The organism is Labilibaculum manganireducens (assembly GCF_963665805.2).
In the GTDB taxonomy this organism is placed as follows: domain Bacteria; phylum Bacteroidota; class Bacteroidia; order Bacteroidales; family Marinifilaceae; genus Labilibaculum; species Labilibaculum manganireducens.
The window spans coordinates 835,595-851,960 of sequence record NZ_CAXXEE010000003.1; the positions used below are offsets into that span (position 1 = coordinate 835,595).

Annotated in this window: 11 protein-coding genes; 4 read left to right on the forward strand and 7 right to left on the reverse strand. The window is 33.6% G+C overall.

The genetic code is table 11. The features are described 5' to 3' along the window. Positions 1-23: 23 nt before the first annotated feature. Positions 24-4,391: a translocation/assembly module TamB domain-containing protein gene (locus tag ACHZAX_RS03335; RefSeq protein ID WP_320018016.1), complete on the reverse strand. Its 4,368-nt coding sequence runs from the start codon at positions 4,389-4,391 to the stop codon at positions 24-26. Positions 4,392-4,612: 221 nt separating this feature from the next. Here ACHZAX_RS03335 and tsaD point away from each other — a divergent pair, with 221 nt between their 5' ends. After that, a complete protein-coding gene (gene tsaD / locus ACHZAX_RS03340; protein WP_320018017.1) occupies positions 4,613-5,635 on the forward strand; it encodes a tRNA (adenosine(37)-N6)-threonylcarbamoyltransferase complex transferase subunit TsaD in 1,023 nt (340 codons plus the stop codon). Between the two features lie 37 nt (positions 5,636-5,672). On the opposite strand, the gene ACHZAX_RS03345 is transcribed toward tsaD, so the two are convergent. The 6 genes from ACHZAX_RS03345 to ACHZAX_RS03370 all read right to left on the reverse strand — a co-directional run bounded on the left by ACHZAX_RS03345 (position 5,673) and on the right by ACHZAX_RS03370 (position 13,711). Then, complete coding sequence (locus ACHZAX_RS03345) at positions 5,673-6,110, reverse strand: hypothetical protein (RefSeq protein WP_101310109.1); 438 nt, start codon at positions 6,108-6,110, stop codon at positions 5,673-5,675. Positions 6,111-6,197: 87 nt separating this feature from the next. Continuing rightward, entirely contained in the window at positions 6,198-6,740 is a 543-nt protein-coding gene (locus ACHZAX_RS03350; RefSeq protein WP_320018018.1) for a class IV adenylate cyclase, read from the reverse strand. A 143-nt stretch (positions 6,741-6,883) separates the two neighbouring features. Next, the gene (locus ACHZAX_RS03355; protein WP_320018019.1) at positions 6,884-7,450 is read right to left on the reverse strand and encodes a chemotaxis protein CheB; all 567 of its coding nucleotides are present in this window, start codon (positions 7,448-7,450) and stop codon (positions 6,884-6,886) included. Beyond that, complete coding sequence (locus ACHZAX_RS03360) at positions 7,450-8,283, reverse strand: CheR family methyltransferase (RefSeq protein ID WP_320018020.1); 834 nt, start codon at positions 8,281-8,283, stop codon at positions 7,450-7,452. The genes ACHZAX_RS03355 and ACHZAX_RS03360 overlap by 1 nt, the downstream gene beginning before the upstream one ends. Before the next feature lie 3 nt (positions 8,284-8,286). Next, on the reverse strand, positions 8,287-9,882 hold the full coding sequence (locus ACHZAX_RS03365; protein WP_320018021.1) for a response regulator: 1,596 nt from the start codon (positions 9,880-9,882) through the stop codon (positions 8,287-8,289). Positions 9,883-9,964: 82 nt separating this feature from the next. Continuing rightward, entirely contained in the window at positions 9,965-13,711 is a 3,747-nt protein-coding gene (locus tag ACHZAX_RS03370; protein ID WP_320018022.1) for a response regulator, read from the reverse strand. 310 nt (positions 13,712-14,021) lie between these two features. Between ACHZAX_RS03370 and ACHZAX_RS03375 the strand changes: the two genes are divergently transcribed. The 3 genes from ACHZAX_RS03375 (at position 14,022) to ACHZAX_RS03385 (ending at position 16,320) form a co-directional block, all read left to right on the forward strand. Further along, the gene (locus ACHZAX_RS03375; protein ID WP_320018023.1) at positions 14,022-14,558 is read left to right on the forward strand and encodes a hypothetical protein; all 537 of its coding nucleotides are present in this window, start codon (positions 14,022-14,024) and stop codon (positions 14,556-14,558) included. Next, on the forward strand, positions 14,542-15,087 hold the full coding sequence (locus ACHZAX_RS03380; RefSeq protein ID WP_320018024.1) for a PepSY-associated TM helix domain-containing protein: 546 nt from the start codon (positions 14,542-14,544) through the stop codon (positions 15,085-15,087). The genes ACHZAX_RS03375 and ACHZAX_RS03380 overlap by 17 nt, the downstream gene beginning before the upstream one ends. A 189-nt stretch (positions 15,088-15,276) precedes the next feature. Continuing rightward, positions 15,277-16,320 (forward strand): tetratricopeptide repeat protein, encoded by a 1,044-nt coding sequence (locus ACHZAX_RS03385; RefSeq protein ID WP_320018025.1) that lies wholly within the window; start codon positions 15,277-15,279, stop codon positions 16,318-16,320. Positions 16,321-16,366 lie beyond the last annotated feature (46 nt).

Genomic DNA, 16,366 nt, shown 5'->3' on the forward strand with positions numbered 1-16,366 from the left:
AAACACATTTCCGCTGATAAAGGCTAGTTTTCTTTTTTGCCTTTATTTGATTTGAGGAAATTGAGGTATTTTTTCACTAATCCGGAAAACGTGTTGAAGTCTTCTTTGTAAAAAATACCAATTCCTTGAGTATTTCTCGTTTCCTCGTACACCAGATATTCATTTGAACGGGTGAAAGCTTTGAGTTGTAACTTTCCTTTTTTGTCCAATCTGAAGTTTACATCAACATCACCAACAATATCATTATTGCTGGTCTGATTATTTCCTGTTCCAATATTTCCATTGATAGTTACCCTGTCGTCAAAAACCTGTGTAGACAGAGCCAGATCAATCTCATCACTGGTCAGATTGTCTCCGGGGCGGTAACTTACACCAATATCAAAATCGTTACTGATTTTACTAAGCCAGTTTGATAGTTGATTGGAAAGCATTTCGCTTGCGGTAACTCCAACGGCATAGCTGGAATTTTTATTTTCAAAATCAGGATCAGTGGATCGCAGGTATTCGGGAGTAAAAAACCGGTTTAAAACAAGTAAGGATAAAATCTGCTTATTCATTTCATCTTCAGTTGAAAACAGGCCTTCCAGAATACTTTGTGTTTGCTGATCCAAAGTAGGGAAATTGATATCAAAGCGAATAAGCGGATTTTCAAGATTCTGGCTTAAGTTCATATTACAATCAACAGGAATCTTCTTGGAATTGTCAATGTAAGGAGTATTCAAAAGCAGATCGTACAATGTTGTTTTAACACTATATACTGCATCAATATTAAGTGTTGCGTTGTAAGGGTCACCGTCCCATTTGATGTTTCCTCCGCTTGCTAAATCAAACTTTTTATTGATGACATTTTGTAAGGTAAAAAGGTAACTACCTGTTTGAATTGTATAATCTCCAAAAATTTTAAAATCGCCCTTGGTGTCAATTTGTAGTTTTAAATTTCCTCCTCCTTTGGCTTTTAAAACATCACCAATTTTTGAGTCAAATATAATTTGAACTTCAGTTTCCGGAGTAATTTCCAAATCGCAGTTTAATCGGATACCTGACAGATCAATTTTGTATTCTTCTTCCAAATTTGAATCAGCATTCAGATTTGAAGTAACAAAGGTGATAAAATTACTTTCTTCGATATCTCCGCTGTTGTTAAGAGGAACATATAATTTGGTGTTTTTATTTGTTTTCACTCTCACCTCAATATCCAAATCATTCACCGGACCAAACAGAGTTGTAATTCCGGTAACATAGGCTTGTCCGTAAAATAGTTCGTTATCAGTCGGTTTTGTATTCAGGACATTAAAATTAAGTGCATTTACAGCTAAGTCTAAATTGAAGTTGTTGAATTGCTCGTGAGAAATCACTCCGTAAATAACAGCTGAGTTTTTATCTGAATCGATAAGTTTAAATTGATTAAACTGTAACTCTGACGGTGTTATTTTAATGCTGTCATTGCAGGAATAAGTTGTTTGCAGCTCGTTTATTGTGAAACTTGCATTTTCCAATTTAAGAAAGCCTGTCGATTTTGGTTTACTGGATGAACCTTCTATATGTACCCGGCCAGAGGCATTACCCTTTATGTTGGAAATATTTTCCTGCAGGTAAGGATTTAATAACCCCAGACGTATTTTATCAATATTAATATCCATATTCAGGGAGTCTGACCCGGGGAAGTAACTGCCGTGTAAATCAATCTCTTTATGAGTGTTGTAGTCCGTAAATGAGGAAAATGAGAGCTTTTTGTCAAATTTATCCCAATCGCTGATCAAGTAGAAATTCCCTAAGGTATCATTATTAAGAACAAGGTTCTCGAGCATGAGATTGGAGTTGGATAATCTGTCGCCATAAAAGTCGGAAACTTGCACGTAGCCACGAACAGTCCCATCAATTCCAATGTTTTGTTCTCGGGTTAAATCATTTAAATTCTTTAAACTAATGTTCTGAATTTGAAAGTTGATACTGTCAGCAGGATTGGAGGAGATTTTTCCATCTAATCCAAAGTATTGATTCTCTCTGCTGATTCTGAAATTATCAATGGCAAAACTTGTGCTGTCAATAATCAGGTTGGATTGTTGAACAGACCAAATACTATCGGCCATAATTATGCTGCTGGGAAGTAAATTAATATTCCAGACAGGACGATCTGATTCTTTTGATTTTTTGACATTCCCTTTGGCGCTAACAAAACCACTGTAGGTAACAGCATCCCAGTTATTCCAAAGCAGATCCAAGTTAACATTATTATTACTGGCTGTAATTTTTTCTGACAGATTGTACAATTTAAATTGATCCGAAAAGTTAAATTTATTTGTACGTCCCTTTATAACAAGCTCTTTATTATCGGTAGAGAGATCTAATTTGAGTTCTTCAAACGATTTATCTTGTATTGTAAGAATTGGCGAAGTAAAATGCATTTCGATTGACTGTTCTTTTGCATTTAAACTTCCTGCTAAGCTGGTATTTGGAGCTAATTTAATATCAGGATAAAAAAGCTTTGTAATGGGCTCTGTTTCTTTTAAATCTATTTTGAATTTGAAATTATTTGTACTGTCAGTATTTACAAATTCTTTTTCAGGAGCATAGGCTGGAAAATAGACATAGGCCATGTTTGCAACAGAAGAAATTAATTGATCAATTTCATAATTTCCTTCTATTTTGGCATCTGAAATATCAGAGTTCAGGATGATTCTTTTAAACGTTGGAGAGGAAAATGAGTTAATTGTAAATTTGTTGAGAACAAATTCGCCCAAACTGTTTTTGTATTCTGTATTTGTAAGTTCAATAATACCATTGGCGTTATCAAATTCGCTTCCTGAAAAATTCGCATCCAGAGATAAGCTAAGTTCTGATTTTGGATCTTTTGTATTTAAATGAAGGGGAAAAAGTTTAGCATTACGAAGATGGGAACTAAATTTCATGGTTGGAATTTCCTCTGAAAAGTCAATGTTACCAGTAAAATTAAACCCTATATTCGGATCTTCAATAGAAATTTGACCATCAAAGCTTGAATTCGTGAAAAATCCATCTAAGGAAAGGTTTTTATATTCGTAATCGTAGAAATCCACTTTACTAATATTTCCTTTCATTTTACCTTGGGTTGTATTTGTTTCAGTAAAACCATTTACCGAAACGTTTAAGGAAACATTTCCAACTTTTTCCTGTTCAATTAAACCTCCGAGGTAGAAGTTTGATGCTTTAATATCTCCCGTAAAATTTAATCTGCTGCTTCCAGGGTTAGGTTTAAATAATATATCCGTTTCTATTTCTCCCAATTCAGTTTTAAAATCTCCATAGAAAACAAAGTCATTTAAAAAACCATTAAATTGACCATTGTAATGGATTAAGCCTAAATTATCGAAGTATTCAGGCAAACTAAAGAATTCTTTTTCATAACCTGGAATGTAAACTTTTTCAATATCAGAAATTGTAGTTGTGAGTTCTTCAAAATCTGCCTCTAAATAAGCATCTTTAAGGTAAGGAAGACCATTCATATAAAATCGTCCTTTAAGAACCGTATTTGAACCATATACAATATCAATATCACGACCTCTTAAATCGTAAACAGTGCCGTAAATATGTCCGGAAAGAAATCCGGTCTCCCGAAATCCCAAGAGCAAACTATTAAAATAAGCTACGTCTAAAAAACTAACCCGAGAGGAGATTAATTGGAAATCCAGCTTCATTTTCTTAGTAAAATGCTGCCAATATTGTTTGCCCGGTTCGTAGTCGAAATATAAATGTTCTGCTTGAAGTTTACTGTTTGCTGATGTGATTTTTACATCTTTTAATCCCCATTGATGACTTGTTATCCATGTTTTGGCTGTAAAGTCTTTCAATTCGAATCCTGATTTTTCAATACAGCTTAAATGCTGCAGTTGAAAATCTACCGAATCGCCAATAATTTGAATTTTTCGGGCTTGAAGATTCAATTTTGAGACATAAATATTGTTATAATTCATGCCAAATTCTTGAGGTATAGTATCAGGTGCGCTATATCCAAACTGAGAATTGATAAGATCAACGTTGGTAACGGTAATTTCCCATGATTTTTGAATTGTATCTGTCGTATTTCCTTTTTTACCACTCGATAATGAGTCCAGAAAAACATCATAGTTAAATAATCTGTTCTCATCTTCGCGTAGGTTTACATAGGCTTTGTCTAAAGTCAGTTTGTTGATGAAAATCTTTTGTTTTCTGATGTTAAAAGAATCAATTTTAGCTGTCAGGCTACCCACATAAACCAAAGTGTCCTTCTGATAATCTTCAATATAAAGGCCTTTAAGTATTATGCTTTTAAAGGGGGAGATGTTAACTCCTTCAATTCTGACAGGAGTATTTGTTTGTTGGGAAATATAATTGGCAATTTTTTTGCTTGCGTAGGTTTGTACACGACTGTTCAAGAATATCAAATAGGTTAAAATGGGTATCATAATGATAACCACAAGCGTCCAAATTGATATTTTGAGAAATTTTTTGATAATTTTGCTTTTTTATGAGATGCACAAAATTAGCTAAAAAGAAGAAGATTTTTACACCTTAATATAGTGTTTCAAGAGATTTTTGATTTTTTTAACCATTTAAGTGTGTAAAGCCATTTTTATTCTGATTTAAATAAAATTTAATGAGTATTACTATATTAGGAATTGAGTCGTCATGCGATGATACTTCTGCTTCAATATTAAAGGATGGAGTAATTTATTCAAATGTCACAGCCAATCAGGATGTACACATGGATTATGGCGGAGTGGTTCCGGAGTTAGCTTCCAGGGCACATCAGCAGAATATAATTCCGGTGGTTCATCAAGCCATGCAAAAAGCAGGAGTTACTGCCGATGAGATTGATGCAGTTGCTTTTACAAGAGGACCGGGTTTGCTGGGGTCATTAATGGTTGGAACTTCCTTTGCCAAAGGTTTTGCTCTTTCTAAAAATATTCCTTTAATCGAGGTGAATCATCTTCAGGCACATATTCTTGCACATTTTATTGATGATTTAAAGAACAAATACGAACATCCAGACTTTCCTTTTTTGGCTTTGCTTGTGTCCGGCGGTAATTCTCAAATTATTGTGGTCAAAGATCATTTAGAAATGGAAGTAATTGGGGAGACCATTGATGATGCAGCAGGTGAGGCTTTTGATAAATGTGCCAAAGTGATGGGATTGCCTTATCCGGGAGGTCCAATAATTGATCGTAATGCAAAATCAGGCAATCCTCTTGCGTTTGAATTTAGCCGGCCAAAAATTCAAGGCTTAAACTATAGTTTCAGTGGCCTTAAAACATCATTTTTGTATTTTGTTCGTGATCGGATAAAGGAAAATCCGAATTTTATAGAGGAAAATATGAATGATTTGTGTGCATCGCTGCAATACACAATTGTTGATGTTTTAATGAACAAAGTTAAAAAAGCAGCAAAAGAAACCGGGATTAAGCAAGTAGCAATTGCCGGCGGAGTTTCAGCCAATTCCGGATTGCAAAAAGCATTGACAGAGGCAGCTGTAAAGTTCAGGTGGAAAGTTTTTATTCCTCAGCTTGGTTATTCTCTCGATAATGCTGCTATGATTGCAATTACCGGATATTTTAAATTTCTTAAAAAGGAATTTGTGGAACAGGACACAGCTCCCTTTGCAAGGATGACTATTAAATAACAAATGGAAAACGGAAGAAATTAAAGTCTTCCGTTTTTTATACATTCAAATAGTTTTTTAGTACCGTAATTGCATTATCACTAAAATAGCAGAGATTGATTGGTATTTTTTCTTTGCTTTTTAGTACAATAATTAGTTTGTGATCTGTAATTGTAAAATCTTTAATATCCTTTAAGTAAATTTTCAGCTCTTTATTTCCCCATCCGGTTTTATAAGTTAATTTTCTGGCGTTAATAGTCAAATATTCTTTTGGGTAAAGAAATTTACAACCTAAAAGTAAACCTATAAAATAAAGCGAAGCAATTACCAAAACAAGTACAAGGTATTCGCTAAAAGGAAAGAAATCAAGATAGTTGATAAATACAAAAAATAATGCGACGCAAATCAAAAAGGAAATACCCAAGGCAAGTTGTATTCCTCTCGATTCGTTATTGTTAATTTTATGGTTCCGTATATCAAATTCAAATTGGAGCATCAATACGCAGCTTTAGATTCTATTTTAAAGTTACTAAATTGTTCGATGATATAAGTAAAAAAAAATACGACTGATTCGCTAGAAATATTATTCATCAACAAAAATCTGACTAAAAAGATTATTCTGTTGTAACAGATCGGAGTATGATTCTGATATTAAATGTTTTGCATTGATTTCGAGGATTTTAATGTATTGATTGCATTGTTCCCGCAACTTATCAATTGATATACTGCCATCATTATTTTTGGCTATGATTTCAACAAAATCACCTAAACCTTTAACTGTGTCGATATGGCACGTCACATTATCTATAGCATAAATTTCTCTTGTTTTTTCGACTACAGACCTTGTACCTAAAGTCTGTGTAAGAATTTCTTTTAAAGTAGAATCAGGATTTGTTGAATAAAGGTGAACCTGACTTTCATTAGATCCTTTTTTGTCTTCCCTAATATAATGGATTAGCATATTTTCGATAGATCCTTCCTTGAACTTTAGTATGCCTGATTTGGAATGGAAGTAAGTGTCTGTTTGGTGATCAGTTCCGTTGCATCCGGCGCCAATTGACAAAAGTATTTTTCTAATTTTCTCCTTGTTTTCACAATAAGCTTTAATCTCTATATTAGTTGGCATTTTCTTCGAATTAGTTATTGCGGAAAGTTCGGGAAAAATAATGGTTTATATCTTACAAACTTAGGTTGGTTTTCCTCCAATATAATCTGAAATGTTTTGGAGCTTATTTATGAATAAATCTGGCTATAGGTTCAATTATCAGCTTAATATAGTTCACTTAATTCGATTATTTTTTTTGAAATCTGGTCTAAGGGTAAGATGTAGTCTGGTTTCATTATTTCAATGGCCGAAGCAGGCATTATTGTCGCAATAGCTGTTTCTGGATCTTCAACGATAGTAATACCAGCATATTTTTGAATTTCTTTTATTCCAAGGGCACCATCCTTATTTAATCCGGTTAAGAGAATACCAATCAATTGATTTTTAAAGTGCCAGGCTGCCGATTCAAACAAAACATCAATTGATGGTCTCGAATGATGTATTTTAGGATCAGCAGATAAAGCAATGGTAGAATCGTTTTCTATTAGTATATGATAGTTTGGGGGGGCAAAATAAACCGTTCCGGGTTTTATTTCTTCCTTTTCTTCGGCCTCTTTTATTTTTACTTTACTCTGTTTTTTTAGGTGTCGAATGAAGGAATCGTTTTTATTATCACCAATATGAAGTACAACAAAAACAGCCAAAGGGAAATCTTTTGACAGATGAGGAATAATGGCTTTTAAAGCATCTAAACCACCATAAGACGTACCGATAACAGCAGCTCTAAACATTAATTAATTCTCTTTTTATATATTTTTTGTGAGGAATCGATATTGGCAAAATTGCTTTCTAATTGCGTAAAACGAAGGCTCTCTTTTGTACCCAGACACAAAAATCCGCTTGATGATAAACTTTTGTAGAATAAGTCGATCACTTTATTTTGTAAATCTTTATTAAAGTAGATTAAGACATTTCTGCATAGAATTAAATTAACCTCAGCAAAAACATTGTCGGTTACTAAATTGTGATCAGCAAAAACGACTTTTTTTGAAAGAGATTGATCCAGTTTAAGAGAACCGTATTTAAGAGTATAATAGTCCGAAAGTTTCCCCTTACCGCCGGATTCGAGGTAATTTCGACTGAATTTTCCAAGATCTTGAGTTGAGTATATTCCTAATTTAGCAATATCCAAAACTCTTCGATTAAAATCTGTAGCATAAATCTGACATCTGTCAAGCAGATTTTCTTCTTTTAAAAGAATTGCAAGCGAGTAAACTTCTTCGCCGGTTGCACATCCGGCATGCCAGATTTTAATAAACGGGTAGGTTCTTAAATTTGGCACAACATGCTCACGAAAGGAGGAATAGAATTCCGGATCGCGAAACATTTCGGTAACGTTTATGGATAGATCTTCCAGCAAGCTGATAAAAAAGCTTTTATTCCGAAGAACTTTATCCTGCATCTGAGAAATTGTTTCAAATCTTCCAATTGCCATACGATGCATTAAACGCCTTTTAATATGTGCGGTTGAATAATCTCTAAAGTCGTAACCATACTTCTGAAATATTGCCTCAAGAAACAAAGGAATTTCTATATCGATATTTTCAATTAGGTTTGGATTCATATCTTATTGTGCGATGCTTTTTGAAGCCTGACTCAAAATTTTTCTAAGATCATCTTCTTTAAATGGTTTAGTCAGGAAATCGTTCATGCCTGCTTCAATACATTTTTGTTTGTCTTCGATAAAACTATTGGCTGTAAGAGCAACAATATATGTCGGTTCATCAATAGTTTCAGAAATTTCGAAGTTTCTAATTTTTTCGGTGGCGCTAATTCCATCAAGAACAGGCATCTGCATGTCCATAAGAATAATTTGATGACGATTTTTTTTATACAATTCAAGAGCTTCAACGCCATTTTTTGCAATATCACAAGTTAGCCCCATCATTCGAAGGGTGAGTGTAACCACTTTTTGGTTTATTGGATTGTCCTCAGCTACGAGTATCGATAAGTTAGAAGGGAGTGTTATGTTTTGATGAATGGACATGTTTTCTTTTCTTTCTTTGCATCCAAATTTCAATTCAAACATGAATTCTGAACCAATTCCCAGTTCGCTTTCAACAATAATTTTTCCGCCCATTAATTGAGTAATATTTTTTGAAATGGCAAGGCCAAGACCTGTTCCACCATATTCCCGGGAGATAGAACTGTCTGATTGGATGAATTCTCTAAACAGTTTTTTTTGTGCATCCTTTGATATTCCAATACCGGTATCTTTAATGGTGAAGAATAAAGATACATGCTCTTTCGATTTTTCAATGCATTTTATGGATAGGGTAACAGAACCGTTTTGTGTGAATTTGATTGCATTATTTGTCAAATTCATGAGTACTTGATTTAAACGAAAAGAGTCTCCTATTAAATTTTCAGGAATGATTTCATCTACCTCAATTTTAAATTCAATTTCTCTTTCAATGGCTTTATAATTTAAAAGATGAAAAATTGTGTCGGTTACTTTTCGGATATCAAAATCAATCTCCTCAATTTCAATTTGTCCTGCTTCAATTTTCGAGTAATCTAATATATCATTAATAATTTGAATTAAATTTTCACCTGATCTAGCCATCACATCAAGCATGTCTTTTTGCTCAGAATTGAGTTCGGATTGCTGTAAAAGTTTTGAAAGACCTAAGATTCCATTCATCGGAGAACGAATTTCATGTGACATGTTTGCCAAAAATAATGATTTTGATCGGGTTGCTTCCTCAGCTTTATTCTTTTCAATGATAAGTTCCTCATTCTTTTTTTCTAAATACACCAGCAACAAATCCAATTCTTTACGCTGACGGTATAAATCCAGAAATACACTTACTTTTCCTTTCAAAACTTCAGGAATAATAGGTTTCGGAATAAAATCGACAGCTCCGGTTTCTATTCCTTTAATGATGTGCAAATCGCTTTGATGAATTGCAGAAACAAAGATCACCGGTAAATACTTGGTTTTCTTTCGTTGCCTCATTAATTCAAGGGTTTCATAGCCATCCATTTCTGGCATTTGCACATCAAGAACAGCCATTGCAAATTCATCTTTCAGAGTATATTTTAGGGCATCTTCACCAGATGATGCACGAACAAATTCAACATCAAAATCGCTAAGAATTCTTTCAAGGCTTATCAAATTTTCTTCCTTGTCATCAACGATTAATATTTTGTCTTTTTTCATTTTCCTGTTATTGTTTGTTGTCCAATTGTATTTTGTTTGGTACTGATTTTCTGCTTTAATTGAATCTATTTTAAGCGTAGAGTTAGTTGTAAAGCCAAATCTTTAACATTGAAAACAATTTATTTTCATCAATTGGTTTTGATAAATAATCATTTGCTCCCGATGAAATGGCTTTTTCATAATCTTCTTTCATTGCCTTGGCAGTCAGGCAAATAATCGGAATGTTTTTAATTCCCGGAGTTTTGCGAATGATAGTCATGGCTTCATAACCATCCATTTCCGGCATCATAATATCCATAAGTACTAAATCTACGTTTTTGTTTTCTTTTAAAACATCAACTGCAATTTTACCATTCTCGGCTTCAAAAACCTCAATTTCCTTGTCTTCAAGTATTTTGCCCAGCGCAAAAATATTTCTGATTTCATCATCAACAACCAGTACTTTTTTTCCTTTAAAAATAGAATCATCTATTTCGGTAACCTTAATTTTAGGATTGTCGGGAATTGTTGTTGCAACATGATGAAGAAAGAGCGTGACTTCGTCCATTAATCGTTCATCGGATTTTAATCCTTTTAAAATAATTGAATTGGTGTATTTGCTTAGTTGTCGGTGTTCTTCCCGTGATAATTCTTTACCTGTATAAATAATTGTGTTTGGTATTATTATATTGGCTTCGGACAGCTTGGCCAGCAGTTCATTCCCTGTGAAATCAGGCAGACCTAAATCTAATATTACGCAATCGTAACTATTTTCTTTAATTAGCTTAAAGGCTTCAATTCCAGTAGAAACTTCTTCTATTTCAGCATTTGTTGATTTTAAAAGTGTCCTAATAATTTTTCGGGTAAACGAATGATCTTCAACGATTAAGATTTTTTTAGATTCTGAAAATAGTTCTTTTTGAATTTTTTTAATGGCACTCGAGAAATCTGTAGCTTTAACAGTTGGCAGTACATTTTTTTCCCTTTCTCTGATTCCCTCTACAGGATTTACGATATGAATTGGCAAATTAGATGCGAACGGATGTGATCTTAACCGATCCAATTCTGTTTCGCCATTTTTCATCAGTAATTCTACTCCTATGATTATTGCCGAAGGCTGGTGAGCTTCAATGAGTAAAATTGCATCTTCAACATTTGAGGCAGCTAAAGCGTGAAAACTGTTTTCGTGAATTTGGTAGTACAATAAGCTTGCTTCTTTTTTGTTGGGATGAATAATTACTACAGTAGAACCCGTGTGGGGTATATCTCTATCATCATCAATGAAAAGAGGAAGAACAATATGTTTTTCTTCATCAGGCTGCAAGTCTTTTTCCTGCAACTCTAAATCAGAGTTTTGAACGGTTTTAACAGGTTGTTTCACCGGTAATAGTAAGGTGAAAGAAGATCCTTTTCCAGATTCACTTTCCACATGGATTTCGCCACCCAGCATTCTGGCCAATTCTTTTGAAATAGACAAGCCTAATCCTGTGCCGCCATATCTTCTGGAAGTACTCCCGTCGGCTTGTTGAAATGCTTCAAATATAGCTTCTTTCTTTTGGTCTGGTATTCCTACTCCGGTATCAGTAACAACAAAAGCACATGTTTCAATTTCTTTTAAATCATCCCGTCGCACGATTTCCTGATCAGTAAGCTTTCTCATAGTTACAGAAATAGTACCTTTCGAAGTAAACTTGAATGCATTCGATAAAAGATTTTTTAAGATTTGAGCCAAACGCAATTGGTCTGTTTCTATTGTTTTTGGGAAATCCTCTTCAATATCGATTGATAAATTTATTTTTTTCTTTTCAGCCTGATGTTTAAAATTCATTAATATTTCCTGCGCAATACTGTCGGAACCCAGATTTTCGAAATGAACAGTCATTTTCCCTGCTTCAATTTTCGAAAGATCCAGAATTTCATTAATAAGCTGAAGCAGATCCTTGCCGCTTTTGTTAATAATTTCGATTGATTCAATATCTTCATCATCTAAATTACCCTTTTTGTTTTTCGCGAGAAGATTTGATAAAATAAGTAAACTATTTAATGGGGTTCGCAATTCGTGAGACATATTTGCAAGGAAATCAGTCTTGTACTGACTTGTTTGCTCTAATTCGCGTGCTTTTGTTTCTAATTTTTCATGTGTTTGGGATAAGCTAATGTTCTTGCTTTGAATTTCATCTTTTTGAATCTCCAATTGGTTGGTTCGTTCCTCCAATTCCTCGTTGGCAACTCTCAACTCTTCCTGCTGAACCTGAAGCTTTTTTTCGTTATCAATAAGTATTTTAGTTTGTTCAGCTAATTCTTCGTTGGCCACCCGAAGTTCTTCTTGCTGAACCTGTAATTCGCTGGCTTGTTTCTGAGTGGTATCCAATAAATTTTCCAATCGTGCGCGAGCTAATGTTGAGGCAATTTTCACGGTAATACTTTCACGAACAGCTTTAATGAATTCAATTTCCGATTCGCTAATTTTTTTAATTGATGCTAATTCCATTACCCCCCAAAGAGTGTTGTTGAAAATTAATGGAACAATAACAATATTGGTAGGTTTTATTTCCCCCGTTCCAGAGAAAATTGTAAAATAATCTTCAGGAACATCTTTAATGTGTTTTAGTTTTTTTGTCCGAGCCACCTGACCAATTAATCCATGTCCTATTTGAATGTTTCTGTATTGGTTTTTATTTGGTATGCCAATGGAGGCTGTAAGTGATAAATTCTTATTTTCTTCCTGATAAACGTAAATTGCACCAAGCTCAGCACTTAAAAATTCAGTCATAAATATAAGAGAGTTGTCCGAAACTTCATTTAAATTTTGATCCCCTTGAAGAATTCCATTCAATTGATTCACACCAGATTTAAACCAAGATGTTTCATCATTTATGCTTTTTGCATCCTTAAGGGTTTTCACCATCTGATTTAAAGAGGTTGATAATTCATCTTCTTTGGATTTAGGCGTAAGACTTATGCTTAAATCTCCCTGCGCAACTTTTTGTGTGTAGTTAACAACATTCTGAAAATCTTGTTGAATAATTTCGAAAGAATTAGCTAAAGCACCAATTTCATCTTTTGAATTAATATTTAAAGGAGTGCGAAAGTTACCTTTGGCAATAAGCTTAAAATTGTTCACCATTTGTTGAACAGGAACAGAAATTGATTTGGAAATATATCTTGACAACAGCAGAATTGTAATTGCCAGGAGTAAAGCAATTCCGAGCATCACCCAAATTAATGCAGAATTGGTTTTTTCCGCTAAATTACTAAGGACAGAACTAATTTCTGCATAGTGTTGTTTAATCTCGCTTAGCTGTATTTTTGTTGTATCAAGGCTTATATTTTCTCTTTTTGTAAGTAATTCTTTTTTTATTTTTTCAATAAGATCAAGAGTTTTTTTTGCATGAATTCTCGTGTCTTTAATATTGCTGTTGTTTAGTGCTTTAAGTATTTTTAAGCGATTCACTAAAAGTTTGGCATTATTAATCTCATTATTATAGATTTCAGGAAAATTCTTGAACAGATAGTTTGCTATTTCATCATCGCTTTTGAATGTGAAGTCATTGTTGATTTGTATAAAGTCTTCAGCTAAATGGTTTGCCTGGGTTAAATATTCGGCAGATTTTTCAAGATGTTCAACGTCTTTCGATATTTTGAAATTATAAAGTTCCTCAGTGGCGTTTTGAAGTAGAGTTTGATGAACACGTACACCATTAATTATTAAATCAAGAGTTTTGTTTGTGTTGAAAAAATAGTTTGAAGTCAAACTTAAGAAAAGGATACTTAAAAGTGCTAGAAGAGTCAGCAAAAGCAACTTGGATTTAATCTTCCAGTCTTTAAATCGTGTAAATCTTGTGAGCATAGTGTTTGAACCGTATTAAATACTTTATGAACAATTTTGTTTGTGTGTTCTTGTTATCCGTAGTAGTACGGTATTGCGTGCGAATGGTTACTAAAGTAGTGCGAATGTTACTTTTTATTACTTTAATTTCTAAAGTAGTGATTTTTTCAATTACCGGCATCAAAACCAATGGATATTTAATTTCATTTTTTTCATGTATTATGGAAAGAAATATTGTTAATGAATTGTTATTTTATTAGGATTTATTCCTTGGTAATCATAAGTTTGTGTGAATCAAAACAAACAATTAATAATCCTAAAAAGTAACACAATGAAATACGTAAGCATCATTGCAATTTTTCTTTTTTGTATGTCTTGTAATTCAAAACAAAAAGAGGCAAAGAAAGGTAATATTGAAAAAAATCAGTTAGCACAAATCAAAACAGCTGTTGTAACCATTGATCAGTTAATGGTAAATGCTGAAGAATTGGTTGGTAAAGAAGTTCATTTTACAGGATTGGTAAATCATGTTTGCGCACATTCGGGCAAACGATGTATTTTAAAGAATTTGGAAGGTAACTTATCTATTCGTGTTGAAGCAAGTGGGAATTTGGAGGGATTTGATAAAGAAATGGCCGGACAGGATATTACGGTGTCTGGAATTTTGAGAGAGAAACGACTTGAAGAAGCGGCGATAGATGAATGGGAGACAGAAGTGAAGGCTAAGGATGCTTCGGAAGACGGCGGAAAACATTGTAGTTCGGAAATGGCAAATATTAAGGAAATGCGCGACTGGATGAAAGAGAACAACAAAAATTATTATGCAATTTATTATGTAGACGGAAATAGTTATGAAGTTGTGGAATAATGTAAAGATTAGAAAATGGCTCCGTTTTATTCATCGTGATCTCGGATATTTTTTTGTTGGAATCACTATTATTTATTCCGTGTCAGGTATTATTCTAAATCATAAAAAGAATGGGGAAGATCCGGCTTACCGTACTGAGTCTAAAACAATGCAGTTGGCTTCAAATTTAACACCAGATCAGTTAAAGGTTTATTGGGACAAAAACATTACGAATTATCCTTTAAACCGAATAATTCCTGATGACAGTAAATACAATGTTTATTTAAAAGGAGGATTGGGAAATTACGATCCGGTAAACGGACGCTTGTCATTTGAGGTGTATGAGAAAAAAGAATGGGTCTATTTCATTAATAAACTTCATTACAATAGTAGAAAAGGATGGACACTAATGGCAGATATTTTTGCCGTTGTACTGATTGTGTTCGCTTTATCCGGGATGTTTATGGTTCCGGGTAAAAAAGGGATTACAGGAAGAGGGAAATGGTTGATTGTTATTGGAATAATCATACCATTTTTGTTTTTTCTGTAAAAAATATAATTAAGCAAAGAAGAGTTCATTGAGAAGGTTAAAAATACTTTTGAAATGAACTTTTTTTTGTAGTCGTTTTTATAAGCAAGTTGTGGAACGATAATTGACTGATCAATAAAGTTCTTTAAATACTCATTTTGTTAATCAATTTATTCCTGTAAATTGCTAGCTCTAAATCTGATTTATGCCATGAATAGAATACTTGTTACACTACTACTGATCATTTTCCATATTAGCTCGATGAGTCAAAATAAGGAGCTGAAAAAATTGTTCTCGAAAGAAAAATACGATCAGGTAATTGAGAAAGCACATTCTATGTTGCAGGGAAATGCAGTAGATCCGGATTTAAATTCGATTTTAGGTCGGGCCTACACAGATTCCAAGCAGTTTACAATTGCAATCCCGTATTTGGAAAAAACGATTGCATCGGCAACAGTTTCGAGCGATGTAAAAGAAATCAGTAAGGCGTATTTGGCAAAATGCTATTTTATAAATGGTGAAGAACAAAGAGCTGTAAAACTATTAAAAGAATGTCAGAATGACAGAAAATCAAAAGAGGCTGCTAATTATGCGGATAAATATTTGAATTTGTGTCAAACCGGGATTTATTATAAAGCATGGGAAGTGGTGGAATCAGAGAATATTCGATTTCATTTTCAGGATAAAAATAAATTGGAGAATGTGGGTGCATTCATGGCAAGAAACGATCTTAACTATAAAAGAATTACAGAAACCCTCGGCGCTGAACCAATTAAAAAAGTAGATTTTTTTGTATGGAGCGATAGAAATGAGGCATTTAGAAAGTTTAATCGTCCTCTTGGGTTCTCAAATTCGGATCTTCGTATAGTGAACGTACTATATAATACTCCTAATGACTACGAACTTTGCCATATGCTTTGTCAGATGGCAGTGCAGACAAAGTTCAGGACAATGTTGATCAAGGAAGGTTTGGGAATGTATTTCGACCAAATGGATCAGAATTTATTAAGAATTGCGCGCCTTAGAGTTCCAAAGGATAAATTTTCATTACTGCAGTTGTGGGAAGAGCCCACTAAATATGAAAGAGATTTAAGTTATCCTGTTGGAGCGGCTTTTATTGAATTTTTAATCAATAAAGGAGGAAAGCAAAAATTGAAAGAGTTCTTAAAAATACAAACCATAAAACATGCCGGGGAAGTTTATCCTGAGTTTCATAAATGGGTGAAAACTTTTGAAGCTATGTTAATGAGGTGAAATTTACCTCTCTTGGCAGGGAGGCATTTTTCATAAGAAAGTTTAC

Excerpts from the sequence above, each read along its gene's own strand:
- ACHZAX_RS03360 (WP_320018020.1), bottom strand. The coding sequence starts at position 8,283 with ATGAATCCAAACCTAATTGAAAATATCGATATAGAAATTCCTTTGTTT.
- ACHZAX_RS03385 (WP_320018025.1), top strand. The coding sequence starts at position 15,277 with ATGAATAGAATACTTGTTACACTACTACTGATCATTTTCCATATTAGC.
- ACHZAX_RS03375 (WP_320018023.1), top strand. The coding sequence starts at position 14,022 with ATGAAATACGTAAGCATCATTGCAATTTTTCTTTTTTGTATGTCTTGT.
- ACHZAX_RS03370 (WP_320018022.1), bottom strand. The coding sequence starts at position 13,711 with ATGCTCACAAGATTTACACGATTTAAAGACTGGAAGATTAAATCCAAG.
- ACHZAX_RS03350 (WP_320018018.1), bottom strand. The coding sequence starts at position 6,740 with ATGCCAACTAATATAGAGATTAAAGCTTATTGTGAAAACAAGGAGAAA.
- ACHZAX_RS03355 (WP_320018019.1), bottom strand. The coding sequence starts at position 7,450 with ATGTTTAGAGCTGCTGTTATCGGTACGTCTTATGGTGGTTTAGATGCT.
- ACHZAX_RS03380 (WP_320018024.1), top strand. The coding sequence starts at position 14,542 with ATGAAGTTGTGGAATAATGTAAAGATTAGAAAATGGCTCCGTTTTATT.
- ACHZAX_RS03345 (WP_101310109.1), bottom strand. The coding sequence starts at position 6,110 with ATGCTCCAATTTGAATTTGATATACGGAACCATAAAATTAACAATAAC.
- tsaD (WP_320018017.1), top strand. The coding sequence starts at position 4,613 with ATGAGTATTACTATATTAGGAATTGAGTCGTCATGCGATGATACTTCT.
- ACHZAX_RS03365 (WP_320018021.1), bottom strand. The coding sequence starts at position 9,882 with ATGAAAAAAGACAAAATATTAATCGTTGATGACAAGGAAGAAAATTTG.